Source organism: Pseudomonas gingeri (genome assembly GCF_013385635.1).
Taxonomy (GTDB): Bacteria; Pseudomonadota; Gammaproteobacteria; order Pseudomonadales; family Pseudomonadaceae; genus Aquipseudomonas; species Aquipseudomonas gingeri_A.
Window position 1 is genome coordinate 1 of sequence record NZ_JACAPR010000034.1, and the last position, 21,852, is coordinate 21,852.

The 21,852-nt window shown below is 64.0% G+C and carries 16 protein-coding genes and 1 pseudogene; 9 read left to right on the forward strand and 8 right to left on the reverse strand.

Going from position 1 to position 21,852, the window contains the following annotated elements:
• The first annotated feature begins 245 nt into the window (after positions 1-245).
• Positions 246-2,126: a methyl-accepting chemotaxis protein gene (locus HX851_RS31515; protein ID WP_177066440.1), complete on the forward strand. Its 1,881-nt coding sequence runs from the start codon at positions 246-248 to the stop codon at positions 2,124-2,126.
• Positions 2,127-2,259: 133 nt separating this feature from the next.
• Here HX851_RS31515 and HX851_RS31520 read toward each other — a convergent pair whose 3' ends face one another.
• The 5 genes from HX851_RS31520 to HX851_RS31540 all read right to left on the reverse strand — a co-directional run bounded on the left by HX851_RS31520 (position 2,260) and on the right by HX851_RS31540 (position 9,360).
• Positions 2,260-2,727 (reverse strand): SRPBCC family protein, encoded by a 468-nt coding sequence (locus HX851_RS31520; RefSeq protein WP_177063484.1) that lies wholly within the window; start codon positions 2,725-2,727, stop codon positions 2,260-2,262.
• A 27-nt stretch (positions 2,728-2,754) separates the two neighbouring features.
• On the reverse strand, positions 2,755-6,189 hold the full coding sequence (locus HX851_RS31525) for an amino acid adenylation domain-containing protein (RefSeq protein ID WP_177066439.1): 3,435 nt from the start codon (positions 6,187-6,189) through the stop codon (positions 2,755-2,757).
• A gap of 14 nt (positions 6,190-6,203) precedes the next feature.
• Positions 6,204-7,133 (reverse strand): diiron oxygenase, encoded by a 930-nt coding sequence (locus HX851_RS31530; protein WP_177063486.1) that lies wholly within the window; start codon positions 7,131-7,133, stop codon positions 6,204-6,206.
• Positions 7,130-7,906 (reverse strand): DUF3050 domain-containing protein, encoded by a 777-nt coding sequence (locus HX851_RS31535; protein ID WP_177063487.1) that lies wholly within the window; start codon positions 7,904-7,906, stop codon positions 7,130-7,132. The genes HX851_RS31530 and HX851_RS31535 overlap by 4 nt, the downstream gene beginning before the upstream one ends.
• A gap of 770 nt (positions 7,907-8,676) precedes the next feature.
• Entirely contained in the window at positions 8,677-9,360 is a 684-nt protein-coding gene (locus tag HX851_RS31540) for a GntR family transcriptional regulator (protein WP_177066438.1), read from the reverse strand.
• A 435-nt stretch (positions 9,361-9,795) separates the two neighbouring features.
• On the opposite strand from HX851_RS31540, the gene HX851_RS31545 reads away from it, so the two are divergent.
• Genes HX851_RS31545 through HX851_RS31560 form a run of 4 tightly spaced genes read left to right on the forward strand, consistent with a single transcriptional unit; the run spans position 9,796 to position 13,501 of the window.
• Complete coding sequence (locus HX851_RS31545) at positions 9,796-10,692, forward strand: TauD/TfdA dioxygenase family protein (protein WP_177066437.1); 897 nt, start codon at positions 9,796-9,798, stop codon at positions 10,690-10,692.
• Positions 10,693-10,717: 25 nt separating this feature from the next.
• Positions 10,718-11,755, forward strand: a complete 1,038-nt coding sequence (locus HX851_RS31550; RefSeq protein WP_177066436.1) for an ABC transporter substrate-binding protein — start codon at positions 10,718-10,720, stop codon at positions 11,753-11,755.
• Between the two features lie 5 nt (positions 11,756-11,760).
• Complete coding sequence (locus tag HX851_RS31555) at positions 11,761-12,615, forward strand: ABC transporter ATP-binding protein (RefSeq protein ID WP_177063491.1); 855 nt, start codon at positions 11,761-11,763, stop codon at positions 12,613-12,615.
• A gap of 19 nt (positions 12,616-12,634) precedes the next feature.
• Positions 12,635-13,501 carry an ABC transporter permease gene (locus HX851_RS31560; protein WP_177063492.1) on the forward strand — a complete coding sequence of 289 codons (867 nt, stop codon included), beginning with the start codon at positions 12,635-12,637 and terminating at the stop codon, positions 13,499-13,501.
• A 110-nt stretch (positions 13,502-13,611) separates the two neighbouring features.
• On the opposite strand, the pseudogene HX851_RS31565 reads toward HX851_RS31560, so the two are convergent.
• Positions 13,612-14,325, reverse strand: a pseudogene (locus HX851_RS31565) (DUF3142 domain-containing protein).
• 6 nt (positions 14,326-14,331) lie between these two features.
• Complete coding sequence (locus HX851_RS31570; protein ID WP_177066435.1) at positions 14,332-16,509, reverse strand: PA5441 family protein; 2,178 nt, start codon at positions 16,507-16,509, stop codon at positions 14,332-14,334.
• Between the two features lie 214 nt (positions 16,510-16,723).
• Here HX851_RS31570 and HX851_RS31575 point away from each other — a divergent pair, with 214 nt between their 5' ends.
• From HX851_RS31575 to HX851_RS31590, 4 genes are read left to right on the forward strand one after another with little or no spacing between them, the layout of a single operon-like run.
• The gene (locus HX851_RS31575) at positions 16,724-17,506 is read left to right on the forward strand and encodes an efflux RND transporter periplasmic adaptor subunit (protein ID WP_177063495.1); all 783 of its coding nucleotides are present in this window, start codon (positions 16,724-16,726) and stop codon (positions 17,504-17,506) included.
• Positions 17,503-18,825, forward strand: coding sequence for an efflux RND transporter periplasmic adaptor subunit (locus HX851_RS31580; RefSeq protein WP_177063496.1), 1,323 nt, complete (start codon positions 17,503-17,505; stop codon positions 18,823-18,825). The genes HX851_RS31575 and HX851_RS31580 overlap by 4 nt, the downstream gene beginning before the upstream one ends.
• Positions 18,825-20,921 (forward strand): site-2 protease family protein, encoded by a 2,097-nt coding sequence (locus HX851_RS31585; protein WP_177066433.1) that lies wholly within the window; start codon positions 18,825-18,827, stop codon positions 20,919-20,921. Before HX851_RS31580 ends, HX851_RS31585 begins: the two co-directional genes overlap by 1 nt.
• Before the next feature lie 29 nt (positions 20,922-20,950).
• On the forward strand, positions 20,951-21,445 hold the full coding sequence (locus HX851_RS31590; RefSeq protein ID WP_177063498.1) for a GNAT family N-acetyltransferase: 495 nt from the start codon (positions 20,951-20,953) through the stop codon (positions 21,443-21,445).
• Here the strand turns inward: HX851_RS31590 and HX851_RS31595 are convergent.
• Positions 21,438-21,749, reverse strand: coding sequence for a DUF6916 family protein (locus HX851_RS31595; protein ID WP_177063499.1), 312 nt, complete (start codon positions 21,747-21,749; stop codon positions 21,438-21,440). The genes HX851_RS31590 and HX851_RS31595 overlap by 8 nt on opposite strands.
• Between the last annotated feature and the right edge of the window lie 103 nt (positions 21,750-21,852).

A 21,852-nucleotide genomic window follows, 5' to 3' on the forward strand; every position in this document is an offset into this window, starting at 1 on the left:
GAGTAGGTCATCGTCAAGATTGAATTCCGAGACCCCCGTCTGCTAACGCAGACGGGGGTTTTGTTTTTGGCCGGCAAAAAGCCATCAACCATTTGCCGAAATGAGTTAAGTTTTCGCTCCATGGTGCCGACAGCATGGTGAGCAATGCGTGCACCAAAGTGGAGCAGTCATAGAACGCTGCCTACGCCGTACAAGGAATGTCCCTTTTGCACGCATCCCCACCTTCGGCATAAGAAGTCTATGAAATGAACCTTAAATTCAGCCATAAAATCCTTTTGGCCGCCTCCGGTGTCGTGGTTCTCGCCTTCGCGCTGTTCACGCTGTACAACGATTACCTGCAGCGCAGCACTATCCGGCAGAACCTCGAATCGTCGGTCCAACAGGCCGGCGACCTTACCGCCAGCAGTGTGCAGAACTGGCTGAGCGGGCGGATCCTGGTCCTGGAAAACCTCGCGCAGGACGTAGCGCACCAAGGCAGCAAGGCCGATTACCCGGGCCTGGTGGGCCAGCCGGCATTCACCTCGAACTTCCAGTTCACCTATGTCGGCCAGACAGATGGCACCTTCACCCAACGCCCCGATGCAAAGATGCCGGACGGCTATGATCCACGCCAGCGTCCCTGGTACAAGTCCGCCGTGGTCGCCGACAAGACCATGCTGACCCCACCGTACATGGCCTCGGTCGGCGGCCTGGTGATCACCATCGCCATGCCGGTGAAAAGCGGCGGGCAACTGCTTGGCGTGGTCGGCGGCGACCTGAGTCTGGAAACCCTGGTGAAGATCATCAACTCGGTGGACTTCGGTGGCATCGGCCAGGCGTTCCTCGTCAGCGGTGACGGCCAGGTGATCGTCAGCCCGGACAAGGACCAGGTGATGAAGAACCTCAAGGACATCTACCCGGGCTCGGCGGTGCGCATCACCAAGGGCATCCAGGAAGTCACCCTGAACAACCAGCAGCGCATCCTCTCCTTCACGCCAGTGGTGGGCCTGCCGTCGGCGGACTGGTATATCGGCCTGTCCATCGACAAGAACAAGGCCTATGCGCCCCTGAGCAAGTTCCGCACTTCGGCGCTGATCGCAATGCTCATCGCGGTGGTCGCCATTGCGGTGCTGCTGACCTTGCTGATCCAGGTACTGATGCGTCCACTGACCACCATGGGGCGCGCGATGCAAGACATCGCCCAGGGCGAGGGCGACCTGACCCGGCGCCTGACCATCGAGAACAAGGACGAGTTCGGTGAACTGGCCAGCGCCTTCAACCAGTTCGTCGAGAGGATCCACGCGTCGATTTCCGAAGTGTCCTCGGCTACCCGCCAGGTGCACGACCTGTCCCAGCGGGTGATGAGTTCCTCGAATGCCTCGATCATCGGTTCCGATGAACAAAGCGCGCGGACCAACAGCGTCGCGGCGGCGATCAACCAGTTGGGGGCGGCCACACAGGAGATCGCCCGCAATGCCGCGGATGCCTCGCAACACGCCAGTGGTGCCAGCGAGCAGGCCGATGACGGTCGCCAGGTGGTGGAACGGACCATCCTGGCGATGACCGAGCTGTCGCAGAAAATCAGCCTGTCCTGCACCCAGATCGAGACCTTGAACGCCAGTACCGACAACATCGGGCACATTCTTGATGTGATCAAGGGCATCTCCCAGCAGACCAACCTGCTAGCCCTCAACGCCGCCATCGAGGCCGCCCGTGCGGGCGAAGCGGGGCGCGGTTTTGCCGTGGTGGCCGACGAGGTCCGCAACCTGGCCCACCGCACCCAGGAATCGGCTGAGGAGATCCACAAGATGATCACCTCGTTGCAGGTCGGTTCCCGTGAGGCGGTGACGACCATGAATGCCAGCCAGGCTTCCAGCGAAGAGAGCGTCGAAGTTGCCAACCAGGCCGGTGCACGGCTGATCAGCGTGACCCAGCGGATCGGCGAGATCGATGGCATGAACCAATCGGTGGCGGCGGCGACCGAGGAGCAGACGGCGGTGGTGGAAACCCTCAACGTCGACATCAACCAGATCAACCTGCTGAACCAGCAGGGCGTGGCCAACCTCAATGAAACGCTGAAGGATTGCGATGCCCTGTCGCAGCAGGCCAGCCGGTTGAAGCAACTGGTGGACAGCTTCAGGATCTGACGACCCCTTGATCGTTCCCATGCTCCGCGTGGGAACGCCTCCCTGGACGTTCTGCCTCCGCTCTTTGTGACGCGGAGCGTCACGGGCTGCATTCCCACGCAGAGCGTGGGAACGATCATCAAACCAGGATGCCTCAGGTCAGCAACATCCGCACATTCCCCATCGCCTCATCGGCGAAGTCCTGGATAAAACGACGAAAGCCCGGCAAGCCCTCGGGATCAACACTCGCCGGTTCGGCGATGATGGTCCAGGTCGCGCGGCAGCGGTCCGCCGCCAATGCCTCGACACGCATCGCCGCCCAGAGCTGGTCGACCCCGAGGGTGTTGTAGAGCGTGGTCCAGGTCATGTACATCGCCGAGTCATCGCGGCTGTTGAGTTGCTCGACCACCACATTGCCGTCCTTGAACAACTTCTTGCGCAGCGCCCCCGCGCCAGTACCGGTCATCTCGATCTGCGCGAGCGCGGGAACGAAGGCCGCAAAGCCGGCAAAATCACCGACCACGGCCCAGGTGCTGGCGGCATCGCGGGGAATCTCGACCGCGGACACCACGGGCTGGCCTTGAGGGTTGCGGATCAGGGTATCGGGTTGCAGGGTATTCATGAGGGTGCTCCTGGTGGTTGTGGGGAATCAGATGAACCGGATCTGCCGCAGGTAATCGCAGCCTTTGCGCAGCAACGCCGGGGTCTTGTACGGATAGGCATCGCCCATACGGCGGATGCCGGCCTCGGCCTGGTCATGTTCGATGGCCGAGATATCGCCGATGTCCTCTTCGAAACCGTTGAGGTAGAAACCCAGCACCTCGAACAGCGCGTTATCGCGATCGACCCGTTGCAGTTGCCGTTGCCAGTCGGCGACGCTGACCAGCTGGAAGTCATGGCCGGCTTCGCGGAACGCCGCGACATAGTCGTTCCAGCTCAGCGGTTGCGGGTTATGCAGGTTGAATACGCCGGGACTGTCCGGCACGCGGCGGCTTTCAAAGGCGATGAACCGGGCGAGAAAGTCCACCGGCATCAGATCGAAGTTCAGCGCCAGGGCCGGCACCTGGCCCAGTTGCAGCGAGCCCTTGAGCATCAGCAGCAGGCGATTGCGCTGTGGTTGGCAGACACCATTGCGGCTGTTGAAGCTGATGTTCCCGGGGCGGTAGAGATTGACCCAGGCGCCTTGTTCATACGCCCGCTGCAGAATCCGTTCGCCGACCCACTTGGACAGGTTGTAGCCGTTGCGGATATAGATCGGCGGGGTATCGGCCGGTAGTTGCTCCAGCACCCGCCCGTCCTCGGCGATACGGCTGCAGGCCGAGAGGCTGGAGATGAAATTGAAGACCTTCTTGCTGCGGCCCTCGCACAACCGCAGGCATTCGAACAGCGGGTCGACGTTGTCGGCGGCCAGGGTCTCGTAGTCGAGCACATGATTGACGTGGGCGGCATTGTGGATCAGCACGCCGAACTCACGGTCGATCCGCTCATGCACCTGTACCGCCAGCCCCAGGCGTGGCTGGCGGATATCGGCCGGATAGACCCGCACGCGGTTCAGGTCCAGATGCTCCAGGCGGTTGTCGCGCAATGCCCGGGCGAAACGCTCGGCCGCCGGGGTCGTCGTGCTGTCGCGCACCAGGCAGGCGATCTCGCTCACACCAGCGGCCAGCAGGGCCTCGACGATATGCACGCCGACAAAGCTGTTGGCGCCGGTCAGCACCACCTTGCCCGGATCACCCGCGCGTGCCGCCGGCAGCGCCTGGAAATCCAGCTGGCGCACGGCATCGATAAATACCCGCGGGCTCACGGCCTCCTGGGTCGACTCGCCCCTGACCAGTACCGCCAGCCGACACAGCGTCGGCTCTTCGATAAAGCGGTTGATGGAGATGCCATGTCCGTAGTGTTCGCGAATCCCCAGCAGCAGTTTCGACAGCAGGATCGAATGGCCGCCCAGGTTGAAGAAGCTCTCGTCGGTGGAAATCTCGTCTACCGGCAGTTCCAGCAGCTTGGCCCAGAGTCCGAGCAACCAGGCTTCATCGGCATTGGCCGGCAAGCGCAGGCGAGAAGCGTCGGGCAGGTGGACGGGCAACTCCAGCAGCGCATGACGGTCGACCTTGCCGTTGCCGGCGGACGGCAGTTCGGCCAGCTCGACATAGGCGGCCGGATGCATGTAGCCCGGCAGGCAGCGCTCGACATGTTGTCGCAAGGCATCACGGCCACTGTCGGCGGTGATCGGTTGCGCCATGTACGCCAGTATCCGACGCCAGTTGTCGATAATCACGGCCACCTGGCGATACAAGCGGCTGTTGCGCAGGCAGTGCTCGATCTCCCCGGGCTCGACCCGAAAGCCGCGAATCTTCACCTGATGGTCGCGACGTCCGCACAGCTCGATGCCCTCGACGGTCCATTGCGCCAGGTCGCCGGTACGATAGACCCGTCGTACCGAGCCGTCGCCGGTATCCAGGGGCACGTAGCATTCGGCGGACTTCCCGGGATTGTTCAGATAGCCCAGGCCCACGCCCGGTCCGGCGATATACAGCTCGCCGAGCGTCTGCTCGGCCACCGGCTGGCCGTGCTCGTCGAGAATGAACACCTGGCTGTTGGCGATCGGCCGGCCCAGGCTGCGATTGCTGGTTCCCGAACGGAACTGCCGCGCGGTGACCAGCACCGTGGCCTCGGTGGGCCCGTAGAGGTTGTAGAAGCGTGCCTGGCGCGTGAGTTGCTCGATCACCCAGGGCTCGCAGACATCGCCGCCGGTCATCACATGGCTCAGCCCCAGCGGCGGATCGAGGGGCAGGATGCCGAGCAGCATGGGTGGCAGGAAGGCGTGGCTGATGCGCTGACGGCGGATCAGTGTCGCCAGTTGCAAGGGATCGCGCCGCTGGTCCTCGCTGGCGACCACCAGTTCGGCGCCCTGTACCAGGCTGGGGAAGATATCGATCAGCGAGGCGTCGAAGCTCAGGGTCGAGAACTGCAGGACCCGGCTGTGTTCGCTGAGCTGCACATAGTCGGCGTACCAGGCGGTGAAATGCGCAAGATTGGCCTGGCTGAGCAACACACCCTTGGGCTGGCCGCTGGTGCCCGAGGTGTAGAACGCAAGACAGGGCGCTTGCGCAGCGGATACCTGGCGCAACAGGGAAGAAGAGGACGGCGCGGCGTGGTCGATCTGTACCGCGCGGATATCCAGCGAGGGCAGGTGATCATCGAGGGGAGGGCGACCCTCGTGCAGCAGCAGGACCGCCCCGGCGTCCTCCAGGATAAACCGCTGGCGCTGGCGTGGATGGCTCGGGTCCAGCGGCAGATAGATCGCCGCGCAACCGAGGATGGCCAGGAGCGTCGCGTACAGCGCCGGCGTCTTGTCCAGGCAGACACCGATTACCGGCGCCGTACCACGGGTGTCCAGCCCGGCGAGTGCCGCCAGCAGGCACTCCTGGATCGCCAGGCCGTGGGCATGCAACTGGCGATAGCTCGACGAGTTGCCATTGAAGGTCAGGGCCGGGCGTTCGGCGAATCGGCGCAGGCTGTCTTCGATACGCTGCAGCACGGGTATCGCCGCCAGCGCCAGGAGGTCGGGGCGGGCCGTTTGGTTGAAGCGATGTTCGAAGGCCAGCGACTCCAGCACCGGCAGCGGATGCTGCGCATCCCATGGCAACGCTGCCACGGGCGGGATATCGCGGAAGTAGTCGGCGTCACGGGCAAAGCGGCTGACCAGCAGCGTGCACAGCTCCAGCAAGGCCGCGGCTGCCGCCAGTCGCAGGGCCTGACCATTGCCGGAGCCGTCCTGGTCGACCGGCCTGCGTTCGATCAGGCGGCCTTCCTGCCAGCAGCGCAGCGCCAGGGCGGGCAGGCCGGCAGCCGTCAGCGGGCCGTACTCCACGCGCAAGCCCAGTTGCACCGCGTCATCGATGTGGACGGGCAGCGCCAGGCTGCCATCCTCGATCAGCAGGTCCGGCGCGGTCGGCAGGCCCGCGTCGACGGCCTGGGGGGTATCCAGGCGCCGGGCAAGATGACCCTGCTGTTCCAGTTCCTGCGTCAGTTCATCGAGCACCTGGCTGCGCCCGACGAGCAGAATCTCGAGACGTCTCATGATGATCTCCTTGGCTAGAGCAGGTAGTCGCCCAGGGCGTCCCGGACGGCGAGCGAATCCAGCAGCGAGCTGTTGCGCAGGAAGCGCACGATATTGATGACCAGCGGATGCTGGCGATTGATCGGATAGGCCAGGCCCAGGGCTTCGCGCCTGAGTGCCCGGCGGACCGGTTCGTCGACCGGCAAGTGCTCGATCACGGCGAAATCGAAGGCCTTCTGGATATCGTTGGTCAGGTAATGGACGATGAACACCGGCAGGATGGCGGCGATCAGTTCGTGATCGACCGCGCTTGCGCTCTGCCAGTAGAGACGTACCAGGCGTGTCCAGAACACCGCGTGGCGGCCTTCGTCGAGCAGGTGGTCGGCCATCAGTCCCTTGACCGAGGCCTTGACCGTGTCGTCCTTGGCAAAGGCCGCGACATCGCTGGTCACGGTGTTTTCCGCGATCGCCACACAGATCAGCTCGACCGCGCCCAGCAGGTGCTCCGGCGCCATGCCCAGGGCCGCCGGTATGGCGCGGCTCAGCTCGATCTCGGCGGGCAGGGCGATCGGTTGCTCGCCGGTCAGGGCGATGGTCTGCTGCATGAAATCCATGGCCGCGAGGGCGTGATAGTCCTCGTCCACCACGACCGTCATGGCGGCATGGCGACAGGCGAACGGAAAGCGGATCGGGAAGCGGTCCTTGGCGATGCGGCGGGCGGTGCGGTCGACGATCTCGGTCTCGAAAATCACCACGTCGTTGATGAACTTGTACAGGCTCTGGATCAGCACGAAATCGCGCTGTTCGGGGCACTGGGCGAGAAACGCCGCGCTGTTGACCAACGGCTGGCGGCTGAGGGGGTAGATCAGCCGGTCATCGTTTTCCAGCAGGCGCCGTGGGCGGGTGCGGATGCTGGCGCGGCTTTCCCAGGCGTCGGCGAAAGCGCTGTAGTCGCCGGCGTTCATAGCGCTACCTCGCGCGTCCCGGAGCGCAGTTTGCGCTGGGTGTCGTCCCAGAGCGTCAGGCGGCTTTCCACGGCCAGCAGGGCGGCGGCGCAGGCTTCGCTCCGCCGTTGCGGGTCGGCATCGATCAGGCGCTCCAGCAGTTGTCCGGCGGCCGGAGCGTGGTTACCGGCATCCAACTCGATATGCCGCTGCAGGTAGTAGTGCAGGGTCGGCGCCTGGGCCCGGTCGATACCCCACTGTTCGAGCAGCCGCTGGAACATCCGCGGAACCAGGCTTTCCCGGCCATGCAGGAAAGCTGCGGCGACGCAATGCGGCGCCGCGTTCAAGGCGATATCCAGGGTCTGCCGGACAAAGCGGCCGGCATCCGGGTCGACACCGGCCTGTTGCAGCGCGCTGTCGACGGCGACACCCTCGCGCAAGCGTTCGATAAAACCTTCGATGACCCCTGTGTCGGCACCGATCTCGCGCATCGCCTCCAGGTACAGCTCGAAATGGCTGCAATGGCCTGCCCCGTGGCGCGCATCCGACTCCTCGCCCAGCACGATCTCGTTGATCATGCGGGCCGCCCGTGGATCCCTGGGGGGCAGCCAGGGGAGATCGAGGCCGGTCAGCTCCCGTTGCAAGCGCTTGGTCAGCGACATGAAGTCCCATACCGCGAAGACATGCACTTGCATAAAACGTCTGAGTAATGGCAGTGAATGTATTTCACTGAAAACAGCATGTTCGCTCAATTGGTTTTTTCTGTGTTCCAGATGTTCTTTGCAAATATTCATTAGCCACCTGTTCGGTTGGTAAATGGAGTAACGGCAAACACTGTTGTGCAGTTGCTTGTCATGTTGTGTCATGGCCGTCGATAAATGGCGGACGAGCGAATTCCCTGATCAAGAGTTGGAAAACTCAAGAGCCTGAATCAACGGCGCACGGGCCATTGTCGTTGTGTCTGCTGGTTGTGTGAGCTTGTCTTGCCTGGCTCTGCCGGGAAGGCGTCTCCACACTGCGGGCTGTCACAGGCGGGTTGCAACCTGGCGGTTATTCAAAACTAGTCCAGAAAACAAGTGGCGATCAAGTTGTTTTTAAAATAGTAAAAGTTTCCTGTTTGCAAGGGCTGAACAACTCCGATAAAACAATTTCAGGTTGTTTTATGGGAATGAGAGCAGCTCTTCCGTTCGATAATGAACAGAATAAGGAACATTGAGTGAATGCCTCACTCGAGCACTCTTGAACGGGATGGCCAGTGGTTTGATAGACGAGGCCGGGGCACGGTTCATCCGTGCCCTGGTCTGTGGCAAAGCTCTCCTTTTGATCTGTCTCTTGTCCGGGCGTCGTGGGCGAGTTCGTACGTGATTCGCTCGTGCCGCCTCGATCGACCAGAGTGTGCCCAAATGCATGGCTCGACTATCGCCAGGGGATGTGAAGCGCGTCCGACGCTTCGAACAGGCTCGGTTATCCCACCGTGGACCCAGCCGGCACGGTTGCGTTTCAACAGCGAGGTCAAGGGGTTGTTGTGCTCAAGGCACGGGCATGGCGTGTGTCGGTGAATGGTTCAAGACTTGCCCAGGTAGCGCTGGATGACCTCGATACCGCGTTGCAAGTGGTGGCGCAAGTGCTCCACACACGCTTCGACCTGGCCGTCACGGGCGGTCTGGAGCAGCTCCCGGTGATCGTCCTGGGACAGTTTGCCCAGGCCCATGGCCGAGAGATTGAAACGCAGGAAGCGTTCTTCCTCCACGAGGCCCTGTTCGATCAGGCCCAGCAGTTTGCGGTTGGGGGCCTTGTGGTAGAGGCTCATGTGAAACAGGCGGTTGAGCCGGCCTACCTGGGTGTAGTCGGTTTCCGTTTCAAGCTGGTCGATATAGGCGGCGCTCCGGGCGAAGTCTTCCTCGGTGAGCAGGGGGACTGACAGGCGCAGGGCTTCCGACTCCAGCAGGATGCGCAGGTTGTAGTTTTCAGTCGAGGTATCGTCGATCAGCGGCGCGACCACGGCGCCCTTGTGCTGGACGACATGCAGCAGGTCCTGGGCCTCGAGTTGGCGCAAGGCCTCGCGGACCGGCATGCGACTGACGCCGAACAGCGTTGCCAACTCCTGTTGGCGCAACGCCATGCCGCAGGGCAGCCGCCCATCCAGAATAGCGCTGCGCAAGGTTTCCTCGATCACCGCCCGCGCGAGGTGGGCGGGGATCGGACCGTTGACGAGGATGCTGCTCAAAGGGTTCGGTTTTTCTGCCACGCTAAAACTACCTGCTGCTCGAGAACAGAATTCAAATTGGATCCAATGGCACGCTAGGAGCTGCCCGGGTGCTTGTCAAACTGGCCGCAGCTCATGATCGGTGATCGCAAGGTGCCATTTTCTTCGAGGGCACCCCGCTTAACCATCAATCGTTTCTTAAAGGGGTGTAGGGAGCGGTCATTTTTGTGAGTAAGTATTACTTGTCAGCGACGAGGTGAATTTGCACGCGGATGTGAAACGGCGCTGGTGGGCGGTGCTGTTGTCCTATGCATATTCCTAAATAGTATTTAAATTATTTTTCTTATGACTATATCGTCATCCCCCTGCGTACCCACCGACCAATCGGTGCGCCGCACGAACTGAACGAACACGGGACCACCGTGAGTTTCTGATCGAGGCGCGCACTGAAAGCGTGCTCTGCGTGGGAGTGAATGTATGTCTTCGGCTTCAGCGGTTTCCCCGGCGTCCGTGGTGGCGTCCCAATCCTTCGAGATTCGTCCCTTCGTCGGCGCGGTCGGTGCCGAAATCGTCGGCCTGGACTTGCGCCAGCCGGTCAATGAAGAGGATTTCGCCCGCATCCATCGCGCGCACCTGGACTATCACGTGGTGGTCTTTCGCGACCAGCGCATCAGTCCCGAGCAACAGATCGCCTTCAGTCGTCGTTTCGGCGTGTTGCAGATTCACGTTCTTAAACAATTTCTCCTGGCCGGCCACCCGGAAATCCTGATCGTCTCCAACATCATCGAGAACGGTCAGAATATCGGCTTGGGCGACGCCGGAAAGTTCTGGCACTCGGACCTTTCCTATAAGGAACTGCCGAGCCTGGGCTCGATGCTGCACGCCCAGGAGTTGCCGGCCGAAGGCGGCGACACCCTGTTCGCCGACCAGCACAAGGCCTGGGACACCCTGCCCGAGGCACTGCGCCAGGCGGTTGAAGGCCGTTCGGCGGCGCACTCGTACACGGCCCGCTACAGCGAAAGCAAATTCGAAGGCAACTGGCGGCCGACCCTCACCCCGGAACAACTGGCCCAGGTCGCCGAAGTGGTGCACCCCATCGTCCGCACCCACCCGGAAACCGGGCGTAAGGCACTGTTCGTCAGCGAGGGTTTCACCACCCGGATCGTCGGCCTGCCGGAAGACGAAAGTCGCCAGTTGTTGAGCGAGCTGTACGCCCACAGCGTGCGCCCGGAAAACGTCTACCGCCATCAATGGCAGCCCCACGACCTGGTGTTCTGGGACAACCGTTCGCTGGTGCACCTGGCCGCCGGTTGCCCGAGCCACCTGCGGCGCAAGCTCTACCGCACCACCATCCAGGGCGATGCCCCGTTCTGACCTGATCGCTTCAAGGAGCATCCCCATGCCTGCACCCTTTGCGCTATTGCCGAAACTCGGCCGCCTCACCACGTCCATCGGCCTGGGCTTGAGCCTGTTGGCCGGCAGCCTGCTGGCACCGGCCGCCGCCCAGGCGGAAGGCCAGATCCGCGTCGCCGAACAGTTCGGCATTGTCTACCTGCTGCTCAACGTGGTGCGCGACCAGCACCTGATCGAGAAATACGGCAAGGCCGAAGGCATCGATATCAAGGTCGACTGGACCCAGCTGTCCGGTGGCGCCGCGATCAATGACGCCCTGCTGTCCGGCTCGGTGGATATCGCCGGTGCCGGCGTCGGACCGCTGCTGACCATCTGGGACCGCACCTACGGCAAGCAGAACGTCAAGGCCGTGGCTTCCCTGGGCAACTTCCCCTACTACCTGGTGAGCAACAACCCGAAGGTCAAGACCATTGCCGACTTCACCGACCAGGACCGCATCGCCTTGCCGGCGGTGGGGGTGTCCGTGCAGTCGCGTTTCCTGCAATACGCGGCGGCCAAGGAGTGGGGCGACAAGGAGTTCAACCGCCTGGACAAATACACCGTCGCCGTCCCGCACCCCGATGCCACGGCCGCGTTGATCGCCGGCGGCACCGAACTGACCGGGCACTTCTCCAACCCGCCGTTCCAGGAACAAGCGCTGGAAAATCCCAACGTCCACGTGGTGCTCAACAGCTACGACCTGCTCGGGCCGAACTCGCCGACCGTGCTGTTCGCCACCGAGAAATTCCGCAATGACAACCCGAAGACCTACAAGGCCTTCGTCGATGCCCTGGCCGAAGCCGCCGACTTCGCACAGAAGGATAAAGGCGCCGCGGCAGACACTTATCTACGGGTGACCAAAGCCAAGATCGACCGCGCAGCGCTGCTGAAAATCATCGACAACCCACAGTTCGAATTCAGCGTGACGCCGAAGAACACCTACCCGCTGGCTGAATTCCTCTACCGTGTGGGCGCCATCAAGCACAAGCCGCAATCGTGGAAGGACTACTTCTTCGAGGACGCCAAACTGCTGCAGGGGAGCTGACCGACATGAATGCCCCCTTGCAAGGCCACACGGCCAGCAATCCGATCGCAGCGACCCCGGCGTTGCTGGCGGTCGATCAGGTCAGCCTGGAGTATCGCACCCCGGCGCGGGTGGTACGGGCGACGCACCGGGTCAGTTTCGAGGTCGATCGGGAAGACCGCTTTGTCCTGCTCGGGCCTTCCGGTTGTGGCAAGTCGACCCTGCTCAAGGCGGTGGCCGGGTTTATCCGCCCCTGCGAAGGCGAGATCCGCCTGCAAGACCAGGTGGTCACCGACCCGGGCCCGGACCGCATCGTGGTGTTCCAGGAGTTCGACCAGTTGCCGCCCTGGAAAACCGTGAAGCAGAACGTCATGTTTCCGCTGCTGGCGTCCGGCACCCTCAAGCGCCGGGACGCTGAAGAGCGGGCGCTGCATTACCTGGAAAAGGTCGGTCTGGCCGCTTTCGCCGACGCCTACCCGCACACCTTGTCCGGGGGCATGAAAGCCCGGGTGGCGATTGCCCGGGCGCTGGCGATGCAGCCCAAGATCCTGCTGATGGACGAACCCTTCGCCGCCCTCGATGCGCTGACCCGGCGCAAGATGCAGGAGGAACTGCTGCAGCTCTGGGAGGAGGTGCGTTTCACCCTGCTGTTCGTCACCCACTCGATTGAAGAAGCGCTGGTGGTGGGCAACCGCATCCTGCTGCTGTCACCCCATCCGGGGCGGGTGCGGGCGGAAATCCACAGTCATCAGTACGACTTGCACAGCCTGGGTGGCGCCGCGTTCCAGGCGTCGGCGCGCAAGATCCACCGGCTGCTGTTCGACGAAACCCCGCAGGCCGAAACCGAACTGGATTTCGCCGATATCCGCATCGCCTATTGAGCGGCTGGAGCAATGCCCGATGAGCCTTTCATCCCCCGTGCGTGAAGAATACGAAGTGACCCTGGAGCCGCTGCTCGAAGTCCCGCTGGAGCGCGAATTGCCGCTGGCGCAACGGCTGTGGCAACAGGGCTGGCTGCGCAAGAGCCTGATCCTGATCCTGCTGGCGGTTCTCTGGGAAGCCGCGGCGCGTTATCAGAACAACGACCTGCTGCTGCCGAGCTTCCTGCAGACGGCCAGCGCCTTGTACGACGGCCTGCTCAGCGGCGAGTTGCTGGACAAGGTGGGGATTTCCCTGGTGGTGCTGCTCAAAGGCTACGTGCTGGGGATCGTCCTGGCGTTCGCCTTGACCACGCTGGCGGTATCGACCCAGTTCGGCCGCGACCTGCTCAGTACCCTGACCTCGATGTTCAACCCGTTGCCGGCGATTGCCCTGCTGCCCCTGGCGTTGCTGTGGTTCGGACTGGGGCAGAACAGCTTGATCTTCGTGCTGGTGCACTCGGTGTTGTGGGCATTGGCGCTCAATACCTATGCCGGCTTTCTCGGGGTTTCGGAAACCCTGCGCATGGCGGGGCGCAACTACGGCCTGAAAGGGCTGCGTTTTGTGCTGTTCATCCTGATTCCGGCGGCGCTGCCGTCGATTCTCGCCGGGCTGAAGATCGGCTGGGCATTCGCCTGGCGCACCCTGATCGCGGCGGAACTGGTATTCGGCGCCACCAGCGGCAAGGGCGGCCTGGGCTGGTACATCTTCCAGAACCGCAACGAGTTGTACACCGACAAGGTCTTCGCCGGTCTTGCCGTGGTGATCCTGATCGGCCTGCTGGTGGAGAATCTGGTGTTCGATACCCTGGAACGGGTGACGGTGAAGCGCTGGGGCATGCAGCGGTAAGCGGTGTTGTTCGGGCTGACGCCTTCGCGGGCAAGCCCGCTCCCACAGTGTTGGCATGGTCTTTGGGAGCGGGCTTGCCCGCGAAGGCGCAGGCCCAGGCGCCGCCTGCCTCAGCGATTCTGCAAAAACACCACATACCCACGAAACCACTCGTTGCCTTTCAGATAGCCCGGCTCCTGCCACTCGCCGCCCTGGATCAGGCCGATCTTGAACGGCAGCCCCAGCCGGTTCATCCGGGGCAGGTAGGCGGCGTAGTCGGGAATACTGTGGCGGCCCTGATAGGTCTGCACCACCACTTCATCCACCACGCCCTTGAGCTGGGCGATGGCCGCCGGATCGGCGTTGCTGCTCCAGTCCATCAAGCCGGTGATGCTCAGGCGCAGCTCCGGCGGCAGGCGCTGGCGCAGGTCGCGCAGGAAGGCGGTGTATTCGTCGAGGTAACGGGTACGGGCATCGAAGTCGATCTGGATGCCCACCACCGGGTTGCCCGCCTGCTGCCAGCGCTTCACCTGGCCGAGCAACTGGCGGTAGACCGGCTCCGGCCAACGCAGGGTGTGAGCGCGATAGACCACCCAGACTTCGCCCCGGGTCAGGCGCGGAATCGCGATGCCCTGGGCGATAAAACTGCCCCCCTGCTGCGGTGCGCGGCGTGACTGGCTGATCTGCCCCTGCAGGATGTACAGGCTGCGGGCCTGGGCTAGCACCGGCTACGGGGCGACGCCGCTCCACAGCCAGAAGGCGTCATATTCCCGCGCATCGACCGCTGCCAGCACGCTGCCGGCACCCAGCCAGCCGGCCAGCAACAGCCAGCGCCAACGGCTCATCGCGACTTACCAGTAATACTGCGCCGACTTGCCCCACTGGGTATCGGCGAAGCCGCTCTTCAACTGCTTGAACCAGGCCTTGCGTTGCGCCGGTTCGACGTCCTTGCCACCGCAACTGTTGTAGCCCGCCGGGGCATAGCAGTTGATCGCCCGGAACAGCGCGTAGCCCTTGTCCGCGTGAGTCGCCTTGGGGTTGGCGATCACACTCTGGTAGCCGTCGAGGCGCGAGTACAGCGGGCCCTTGAACAGTGACGGGGTGCTACCCAGTTCGTCCTTGTTGCGCTGGCTGTCCAGCGGCATGCCGTCGAGGCTGTTGCGCAGGATGAATTCACCCAGGCAATTCAGCGCCGCCGGAGCCTTGTCGTCGGCTTGCAGGGCCGCGGCGGTTTCGCCGATGGTCGGGCAGGGGTAGCCGGATTCGGCCTTGGCGCCGGTCCAGCGGAACAGCCTCAGCGACTGGCCGCCGCTGTAGGTGTAGCCGATGCTGGTGCCCAGGCGGCTGTCGGCCGGCTCGGCGGGCAGTGGCTTGAGGTCTTCGGCGAAGTCGGCGTAGTGGCCCAGGCGCAGGTCCTTGTAGAGCAGCACGAACAAGGCACTGTCGCGCTCGGTGGCGTCCGCGCCCTGGTTGACCTGCTGGCGCAGCAGCCCGGCATCGGCGATATGGCGCAGCAGGATGGCGCGGACCTGCGGTGTCTTGATCGGCGAATCGGCGGCAAAGACCTTGGCCACCCGCTGGCTGCGCTCGTAGTTGTTGGCCAGGGCCAGTTCGAGGGTTTCACGTTGCAGCGGCTGCTTGGCCTGCGCCAGCAACTGCAACCACAGCGCCTCGGCGCCGTTCCAGTCCTGCTTGGCTTCCAGGGCCAGGCCACGCAGCGCCTGTTGGCTGAAGGCGGCATAGTCGAGCTTCGCCGGGATCTCGGCGGGCAGGATCTTCAGCGCCAGCTCCGGGTTCTTTTCCACATACAGGTGGAACGCCGCCAGCAGGTAGTCGTGCAGCGCCGGTTGCGCGGCGAATATCGCTTTCTGCGCCTGCAAGGTCTCCAGGGTCAGCCGTGGCGTGCGGTTGTCGTCGTTCAGCGGGCGCATGCCCATCAGGTCGTTGACCGCCTGGAACAGTGGCTGGTTGACCTTGCCGGAACCGAACACCAGCTTGTTGTCGATTTCCTGCACCAGGTCACTTGAGGAGACATTGCGCAACGCGTCTTCGGGCTGGCTCAGTTGCCAGAGGTATTCCGCCGCCTGCTTGTCGGAATCGCCCGCCAGCCAGTAGACCCGGCGCAGCAGGCCACGGGCGGAGACAGCATACGGACCCTGCGGGTAGGTTTTCAGGTAAGCATTGAAACCGTCTTCGGCCTGTTTCAACTGCGCCGGATCGGCTTCGCCCTCGGTGGGCATGCCGTCGGCATCGAAGGTGTTCTGCTGGGCGATATTCAGGGCGGTACGCGCCTGCATGTACAGCGCGGTTTCCTTCAGCCACGGCTGGCTGCTCTGGCCCAGGCTGGCGAAGCCGCTGGCGGCCTCGCTGAAGCGCCCGCTGTAGAAGTCGCTGGCGGCACGCAGGTAGGCGGCAAACGCCTGGCCCGGGGCGGACTCGATGGCACTTGGCACCAGCGCCGCCTGCTGCGCCGGGTCCCAGGTGCAGGCGCCGAGCATCTGTACTCGCGAATTCGCCAGCGCCTGGCGCTCGGTCGCGGACAGTTCGCCGGTGCCGATCAATGCCGTGATAAAGGCGCTGGCGCTGTCGTCCGAGTTGCTGCGGCAGCGGCTGCCTTCGCCCGAAAGGAAGGCGTCGCCGGCTGGCGTCTCGCTTTCACGCTTGATCCCGAGCTTCTCCAGGGTCTCTTCCAGGCTGGCGGTGGTGGAGTCGTCCGGCTCGTCGGTGACATCCGGCGAGTTGGCCGGGTCCAGGCGGGTGTTGGCGAACGGCACCGGTCCGTAGCCCTCGGCGAGATCGTCCTCGCTCAGTTCGTTGGGCGTCAGCGCCACGTTGCCCTGGTCGGCCAGCAACAGGCGCAGGTTGACCCGGCTGTCGTTGCTCGGGTTGAGGAAGGCCAGGTTGCTGCAGCGGTCGAGGTCGTACTGGACCATGGACCAGCGCGGGTAGCAGAAATTATCGGAGCTGGCCTGGGCCAGGGAGGAAAATGCGACGCCCAGCGCCAGGGATGACAGAAGACCGATACGCATGAATTGTCCTTAATCCGGTAACGTGCGGCGCCGAGGGCCGAAGGGGACGCCATCATACCGAAGCGCGGGATCTACACCTATGCTTGTGCAAGGCGAGGCATCGCAGGCTGTGACCTGCCGCACATCGAGCGCGTTTGATCAAGGTGATGGCAATTTGCTTGACGCTTGACCTGACTGTCGTAGACTCGCGATTGTCCGACAAGGAGTCACTGTTATGCAGCGTTTGTGGGGTTGGGTGTTCGGATTGTCCTGTGTGGCGTGCCTGACTCAGGTGCAAGCGGCCAGCGAGGGCGATCCGTTGCTGGACAATGCCGCGCCGGGTGCCCATGCGGCCTCGGCCAGCGAGGCCCGTGGCGTGTTGCGCGCGCGGGATCAGGCGATGCTCGCCAGTGAACTGTCGGGGCGGATCATCGAGCTGCCGTTCAGCGAAGGCGAAACGTTCAACAAGGGCGATACCCTGGCGCGTTTCGACTGTTCGGCGTTCCAGGCCCAGCTCAATGCGGCCCAGGCCGCCGGTCGGGGCGCCAATGAAGAACTGGCCCATAACCGCCAGCTCGCTTCGCTCAACTCGGTGGGCCGTTTCGAAGTGGCCCGCGCCGAAGCCAAGGTTGCCGAAGCCCAGGCCCAGGCGCAGGTCTATCAGGTCCAGGTCAAGCGTTGCAACGTGATCGCGCCCTATGACGGCCAGGTCGTGCAGCGCAAGGTGCAGCGCTACGAAAGTGTCTCGATCGGTTCGCCGATGCTGGAAATCGTCGACAACCGCACTCTGGAAATCCATCTGCTGGTGCCCTCGCGCTGGATGGGCAAGCTCAAGCCCGGGCAGACCTTCAGCTTTGTCCCGGACGAAACCGGCCAGGCGCTGACCGCCACCATCAAGCGCCTCGGTGCGCGTATCGATGAAGGCAGCCAGACCCTGCTGCTGGTGGCCAGCCTGCCCAAGGCCGAAGGCCTGTTGTCGGGCATGAGCGGCACGGCGCATTTCGCGGAGCTCAAGTGAACGCGCCGGTCGCGGGGGCGGCGGAGCGGGTCTTTGCCCAGTTCCTCGACCTCGAACGTCTGACCCGTGCGGCCCGTACCACCGAACAGCTTGCCTATAGCCTGGTCAACGATGGCCAGGCGTTGTTCGGCTTTCGTCATGCCGCGCTGCTGATCGCCGGCAAGGTACGGGCGGTGACCGGGGTCAGCTCGGTGGAACCGAATGCGCCGTTTGTCGCCTTTGTCGAACAGGCCGTGGCGCAGATCTTCAAGCTGGAACGGGCCAAGCCCGCGACCGTGGTGCCGATGGACGCCTTCAGCACCTCGGTTCGCGAGGACTGGCAGAGCCTGTCGGCACCGCAGGTCTTCTGGCTGCCGTTGCTCGACCACAAGGGCGAGGTCTTCGGCGGTCTCTGGTTTGCCCGCGATAACCCCTGGAACCCTTCCGAGCAGGTGTTGCTGGCGCAGTTGGGCGATACCTACAGCCACGCCTGGCTGGCCTTGCAGCCGCGTCGACCGTGGCGTTTGCGCCTGACGCGCAAGCGCCAGGTAGTGCTGGTGGCGCTGGCGTTGTTGAGCCTGCTGATTCCGGTGCGCCAATCGGTGCTGGCGCCGGCGGAAGTCGTACCGCTGGCCGGGCGGGTGGTGGCGGCACCGCTGGATGGGGTGGTGGCCGAGTTCCTGGTCAAGCCCAACCAGGGGGTAAAGACCGGCGACCTGCTGGTGCGTTTCGAAAGCACCACCCTCAAGGCCCAGGCCGATGTCGCCCAGCGTGCCCTCGGGGTGGCCGAGGCCGAATTGAAGGCCAATGCCCAGCGCGCCTTTGCCGATGCCGAGTCGAGCTCGAAGATCGACTTGCTGGCGGCGCGGGTCGAGCAGAAACGCGCCGAGCGCGATTACGCCGCCGAGCTGCTCAAGCGCAGCGAAGTGCGCGCCGAGCGCGACGGCATCGCGGTTTTCGCCGATGCCGAACGCTGGACCGGCAAGCCGGTGCAGACCGGTGAACGACTGATGGAAATCGCCGACCCGAGCCAGGCCGAACTGCGCATCGAGCTGGCGGTGGGCGACGCCATCGCCCTGGAATCGAACGCCGAAGTGGCGTTGTTCCTCGACAGCGACCCGTTGCAGCGCCACTCGGCCAAGCTGGAACGGGTGGCCTATGAAGCGCAATCGACACCGTCCGGACAGTTGGCCTATCGACTGGATGCCGGGTTTACCGATTCGCCGCCACCGCGTATCGGCCTGCGCGGCACCGCGAAAATCTTCGGCCAGCGCGCGCCGCTGGCCCTGTACCTGCTGCGCCGGCCGTTGGCCGGGCTGCGCCAGAGCGTCGGCCTGTAATGAACCTGCCCAGCCTGCGGGCCGATCTGCAGCTCACGCCCGCATCGACGGCCCTGGACGGCTCGCCACGCTGGACCCTGGCCGACCCGGTGCGCGGGCGTTACTTCAAGCTCGGTGCCCAGGCCATCCGCCTGCTGCGCCACTGGTCGCTGGGCGATCCGCAACAAGTACTGCAGGCGGCGAACAACGAGCCGGGCCTGCCCCTGGGCGAACCGGAGCTGGAGCAACTGCTGGGCTTTTTGCGCAGTCATGACCTGATCGCCGCCCTAGACCCCCAGCAGCGCGCCAGTTATGCCTGGAAGGCCGCGGCTTCGCGCCAGAGCCTGTGGCAGATGGCGCTGCATCAATACCTGTTTTTCCGCATTCCGCTGTGGCGTCCGGATGCCTTTCTCAATCGCGCCTGGCCGTGGATGCAACGCTTCGGGCCGAATCTGCTGCGCTACGGCCTGCCGCTGACCTTCGGGCTCGGCGTGTTTCTGGTGTCGCGAGACTGGGAGCGCTTTCTCTCGACCTTCCCGCATCTGTTCAGCCTCGGTGGGGCGATGGCCTTTGGCGTGGCGCTGTTCTTCGCCAAGCTCTGCCATGAGTTCGGCCATGCCTTCATGGCCAAGCGCGCCGGCTGCCGGGTGCAGAGCATGGGTGTGGCGTTCATGGTCCTGCTGCCGTTGTTCTACACCGATGTCAGCGATGCCTGGCGGGTCAACGACCGCAAGGCGCGGCTGCTGATCGGTGCCGGTGGGGTCCTGGCCGAACTGGTGCTGGCCTGTATTGCTCTGCTGGCCTGGTCGCTGCTGCCCGACGGACCGGCGCGCACGGCAGCGTTCATGCTTGCCAGCGCGACCTGGCTGACCACCCTGGCGGTCAACCTCAATCCGTTCATGCGTTTCGATGGTTATTTTCTGCTCAGCGATCTCTGGGAAGTCGACAACCTCCAGGGCCGGGCCTTTGCCCTGTGCCGCTGGCGTTTGCGCGAAACCCTGTTCGGCTACGACGAGCCGGCGCCCGAGCCGTGGTCGCCGGGCATGCAGCGGCGCCTGCTGTGGTGGGGCTTCCTGTCCTGGCTGTGGCGCGCGGCGTTGTTCTTCGGCATCGCGCTGGCGGTCTATCACCTGTTCTTCAAGTTGCTGGGTATCTTCCTGATGCTGGTGGAGTTGGGCTGGTTCATCTTCCTGCCGATTTTCAAGGAGGCCCGCGAGTGGTGGTCAAGGCGCGAACAGGCGCATACCCCGCGGGTGCTGCTCAGCGGCCTGGCGCTGCTGGCGCTGCTGTTACTGGTGGCGGTGCCGTGGCGCAGCAGTGTGGAAGTACCGGCGATGCTCGAAGCCGGGCGGGTCACCGCGATGCATGCGCCGGTCGCGGCTCGGGTCAAGCAGGTCAATGTGCACGATGGGCAGGTGGTCGAGCAGGGTACGGTGCTGGTGGAACTGGAGTCGCCGGACGTCGATTCGCGGCTGATCATCGTCCGTCGTGAAATCGATATCCTGCAATTGCAGATGCGCCGCCAGGCCGGCCGCAGCGAAACGGCGGCGGATGTCGGTGTGCTCGAACAGCGCCTGGCGGAGTCGGTGGCCGAGTACCGCGGCCTGCTGGCCCGGCGCGAGCGCCTGTTGCTGCGGGCGCCCCAGGCCGGCCAGGTGCGCGACCTGATGCCGCAACTGGTGGCCGGACGCTGGGTCTCGACCCGGGAGCCGCTGGCGCGGATTGTCGAGGAAGGCACCCGCCTGCGCGGCTACCTGGCCGAAGAGGATTTGTGGCGGGTGGCGCCGGGGGCCAGCGGACGTTTTGTCGCCGACGACCCGATGCGCCCGGCCTGGCCGGTGGAGTTGCTGGATGTCGACGCCAACGGCGTGGCGGCTATCGATCAGGAGGCGCTGACCTCCGATCACCACGGCCCGATTGCCGTGCGGCGCGACGAAAACCGTCGTCCGGAGCCGGTGCAGGCGCAATACGGGGTGCGCCTGAAGTTGCTGGATGAAGTACCGACGCCGAGCCATCCACTGCGCGGCGTGGCGGTGTTGCAGGGCCGCAACGAGTCGTTGCTGGGCACGGCCTGGCGGCGCATGGCGGCGCTGGGTGTGCGCGAGAGTGGTTTCTAGTCATTACAACGGTTCAGGGAGTACAACCGATGTTGAACAGTTCGTCCGCCGCGGGTTTGTCCATGCGGCCATCGCGGGCCACCGACGGGCCTTTTCTGCAGAGCCTCTACCAGTCGGCGCGGCCCGAACTGCAGTGGATCGACGCCGAGCCTGAGCTGATCGAGCAAGTGGTTGCCCAGCAGTTCCAGGTGCAGGAGCAGGGGATCGGCGAGCACTTTCCCGATGCGCTGCATTACGTGGTGGAAAAGCTCGACACGCCGATCGGTGTACTCACTGCCGACTTCGGCCCCAACGAAATCCGCGTGTTGTACCTGGCCTTCATTCCGGCAGCCCGTGGCAAGGGATTCGGACGTACCGTGCTGCAAGGGGTGCAGAAAGCCGCCGAACAGGTGCGCTGCCCGGTGGCGACGGTAGTCTGGGCCAGTAATCCCCTGGCGCGCCAGCATTACCTGGCGCTGGGGTTCCGGGTCGAGGAAAGCTCACCAGCCGCCGAGCGGCTGGTGTGGTATCCGGGCGTCAGTTGAAGACGATATTGAAGTAGCCCAGGGCCGGATCACGGCCCAGCGGCGGCTCGCGGGAGACGAACACCGCATCGAGGCGTCCCAGTTGCGGTAGATCGAGGGCGCACAGGCCATCGACGAAGTCCGTCGGGCCCAGGCTGCGCAATGCCACGTTGAAGGGGATACGCGGGTTTTCCGGCAGGCGCGCTTGTGGGCGCAGTTGGATCGACTCGATCTGGATCGACAGCAGGCTGCCGTCGGGCAGGTGCAGCGGGCAAGGCCGGTTCACCAGTGACTGGAAATGTTCGTTGGAAACCTGTTGCAGCATCGATGTTCTCCGTCATGCACGGTAGGCGGGGACTTTGCAGGAGCCGGCTTGCCGGCGATGAGGCCGGCAAGCCCTGTATCGACCTTGCGAGAGCCATCGCCGG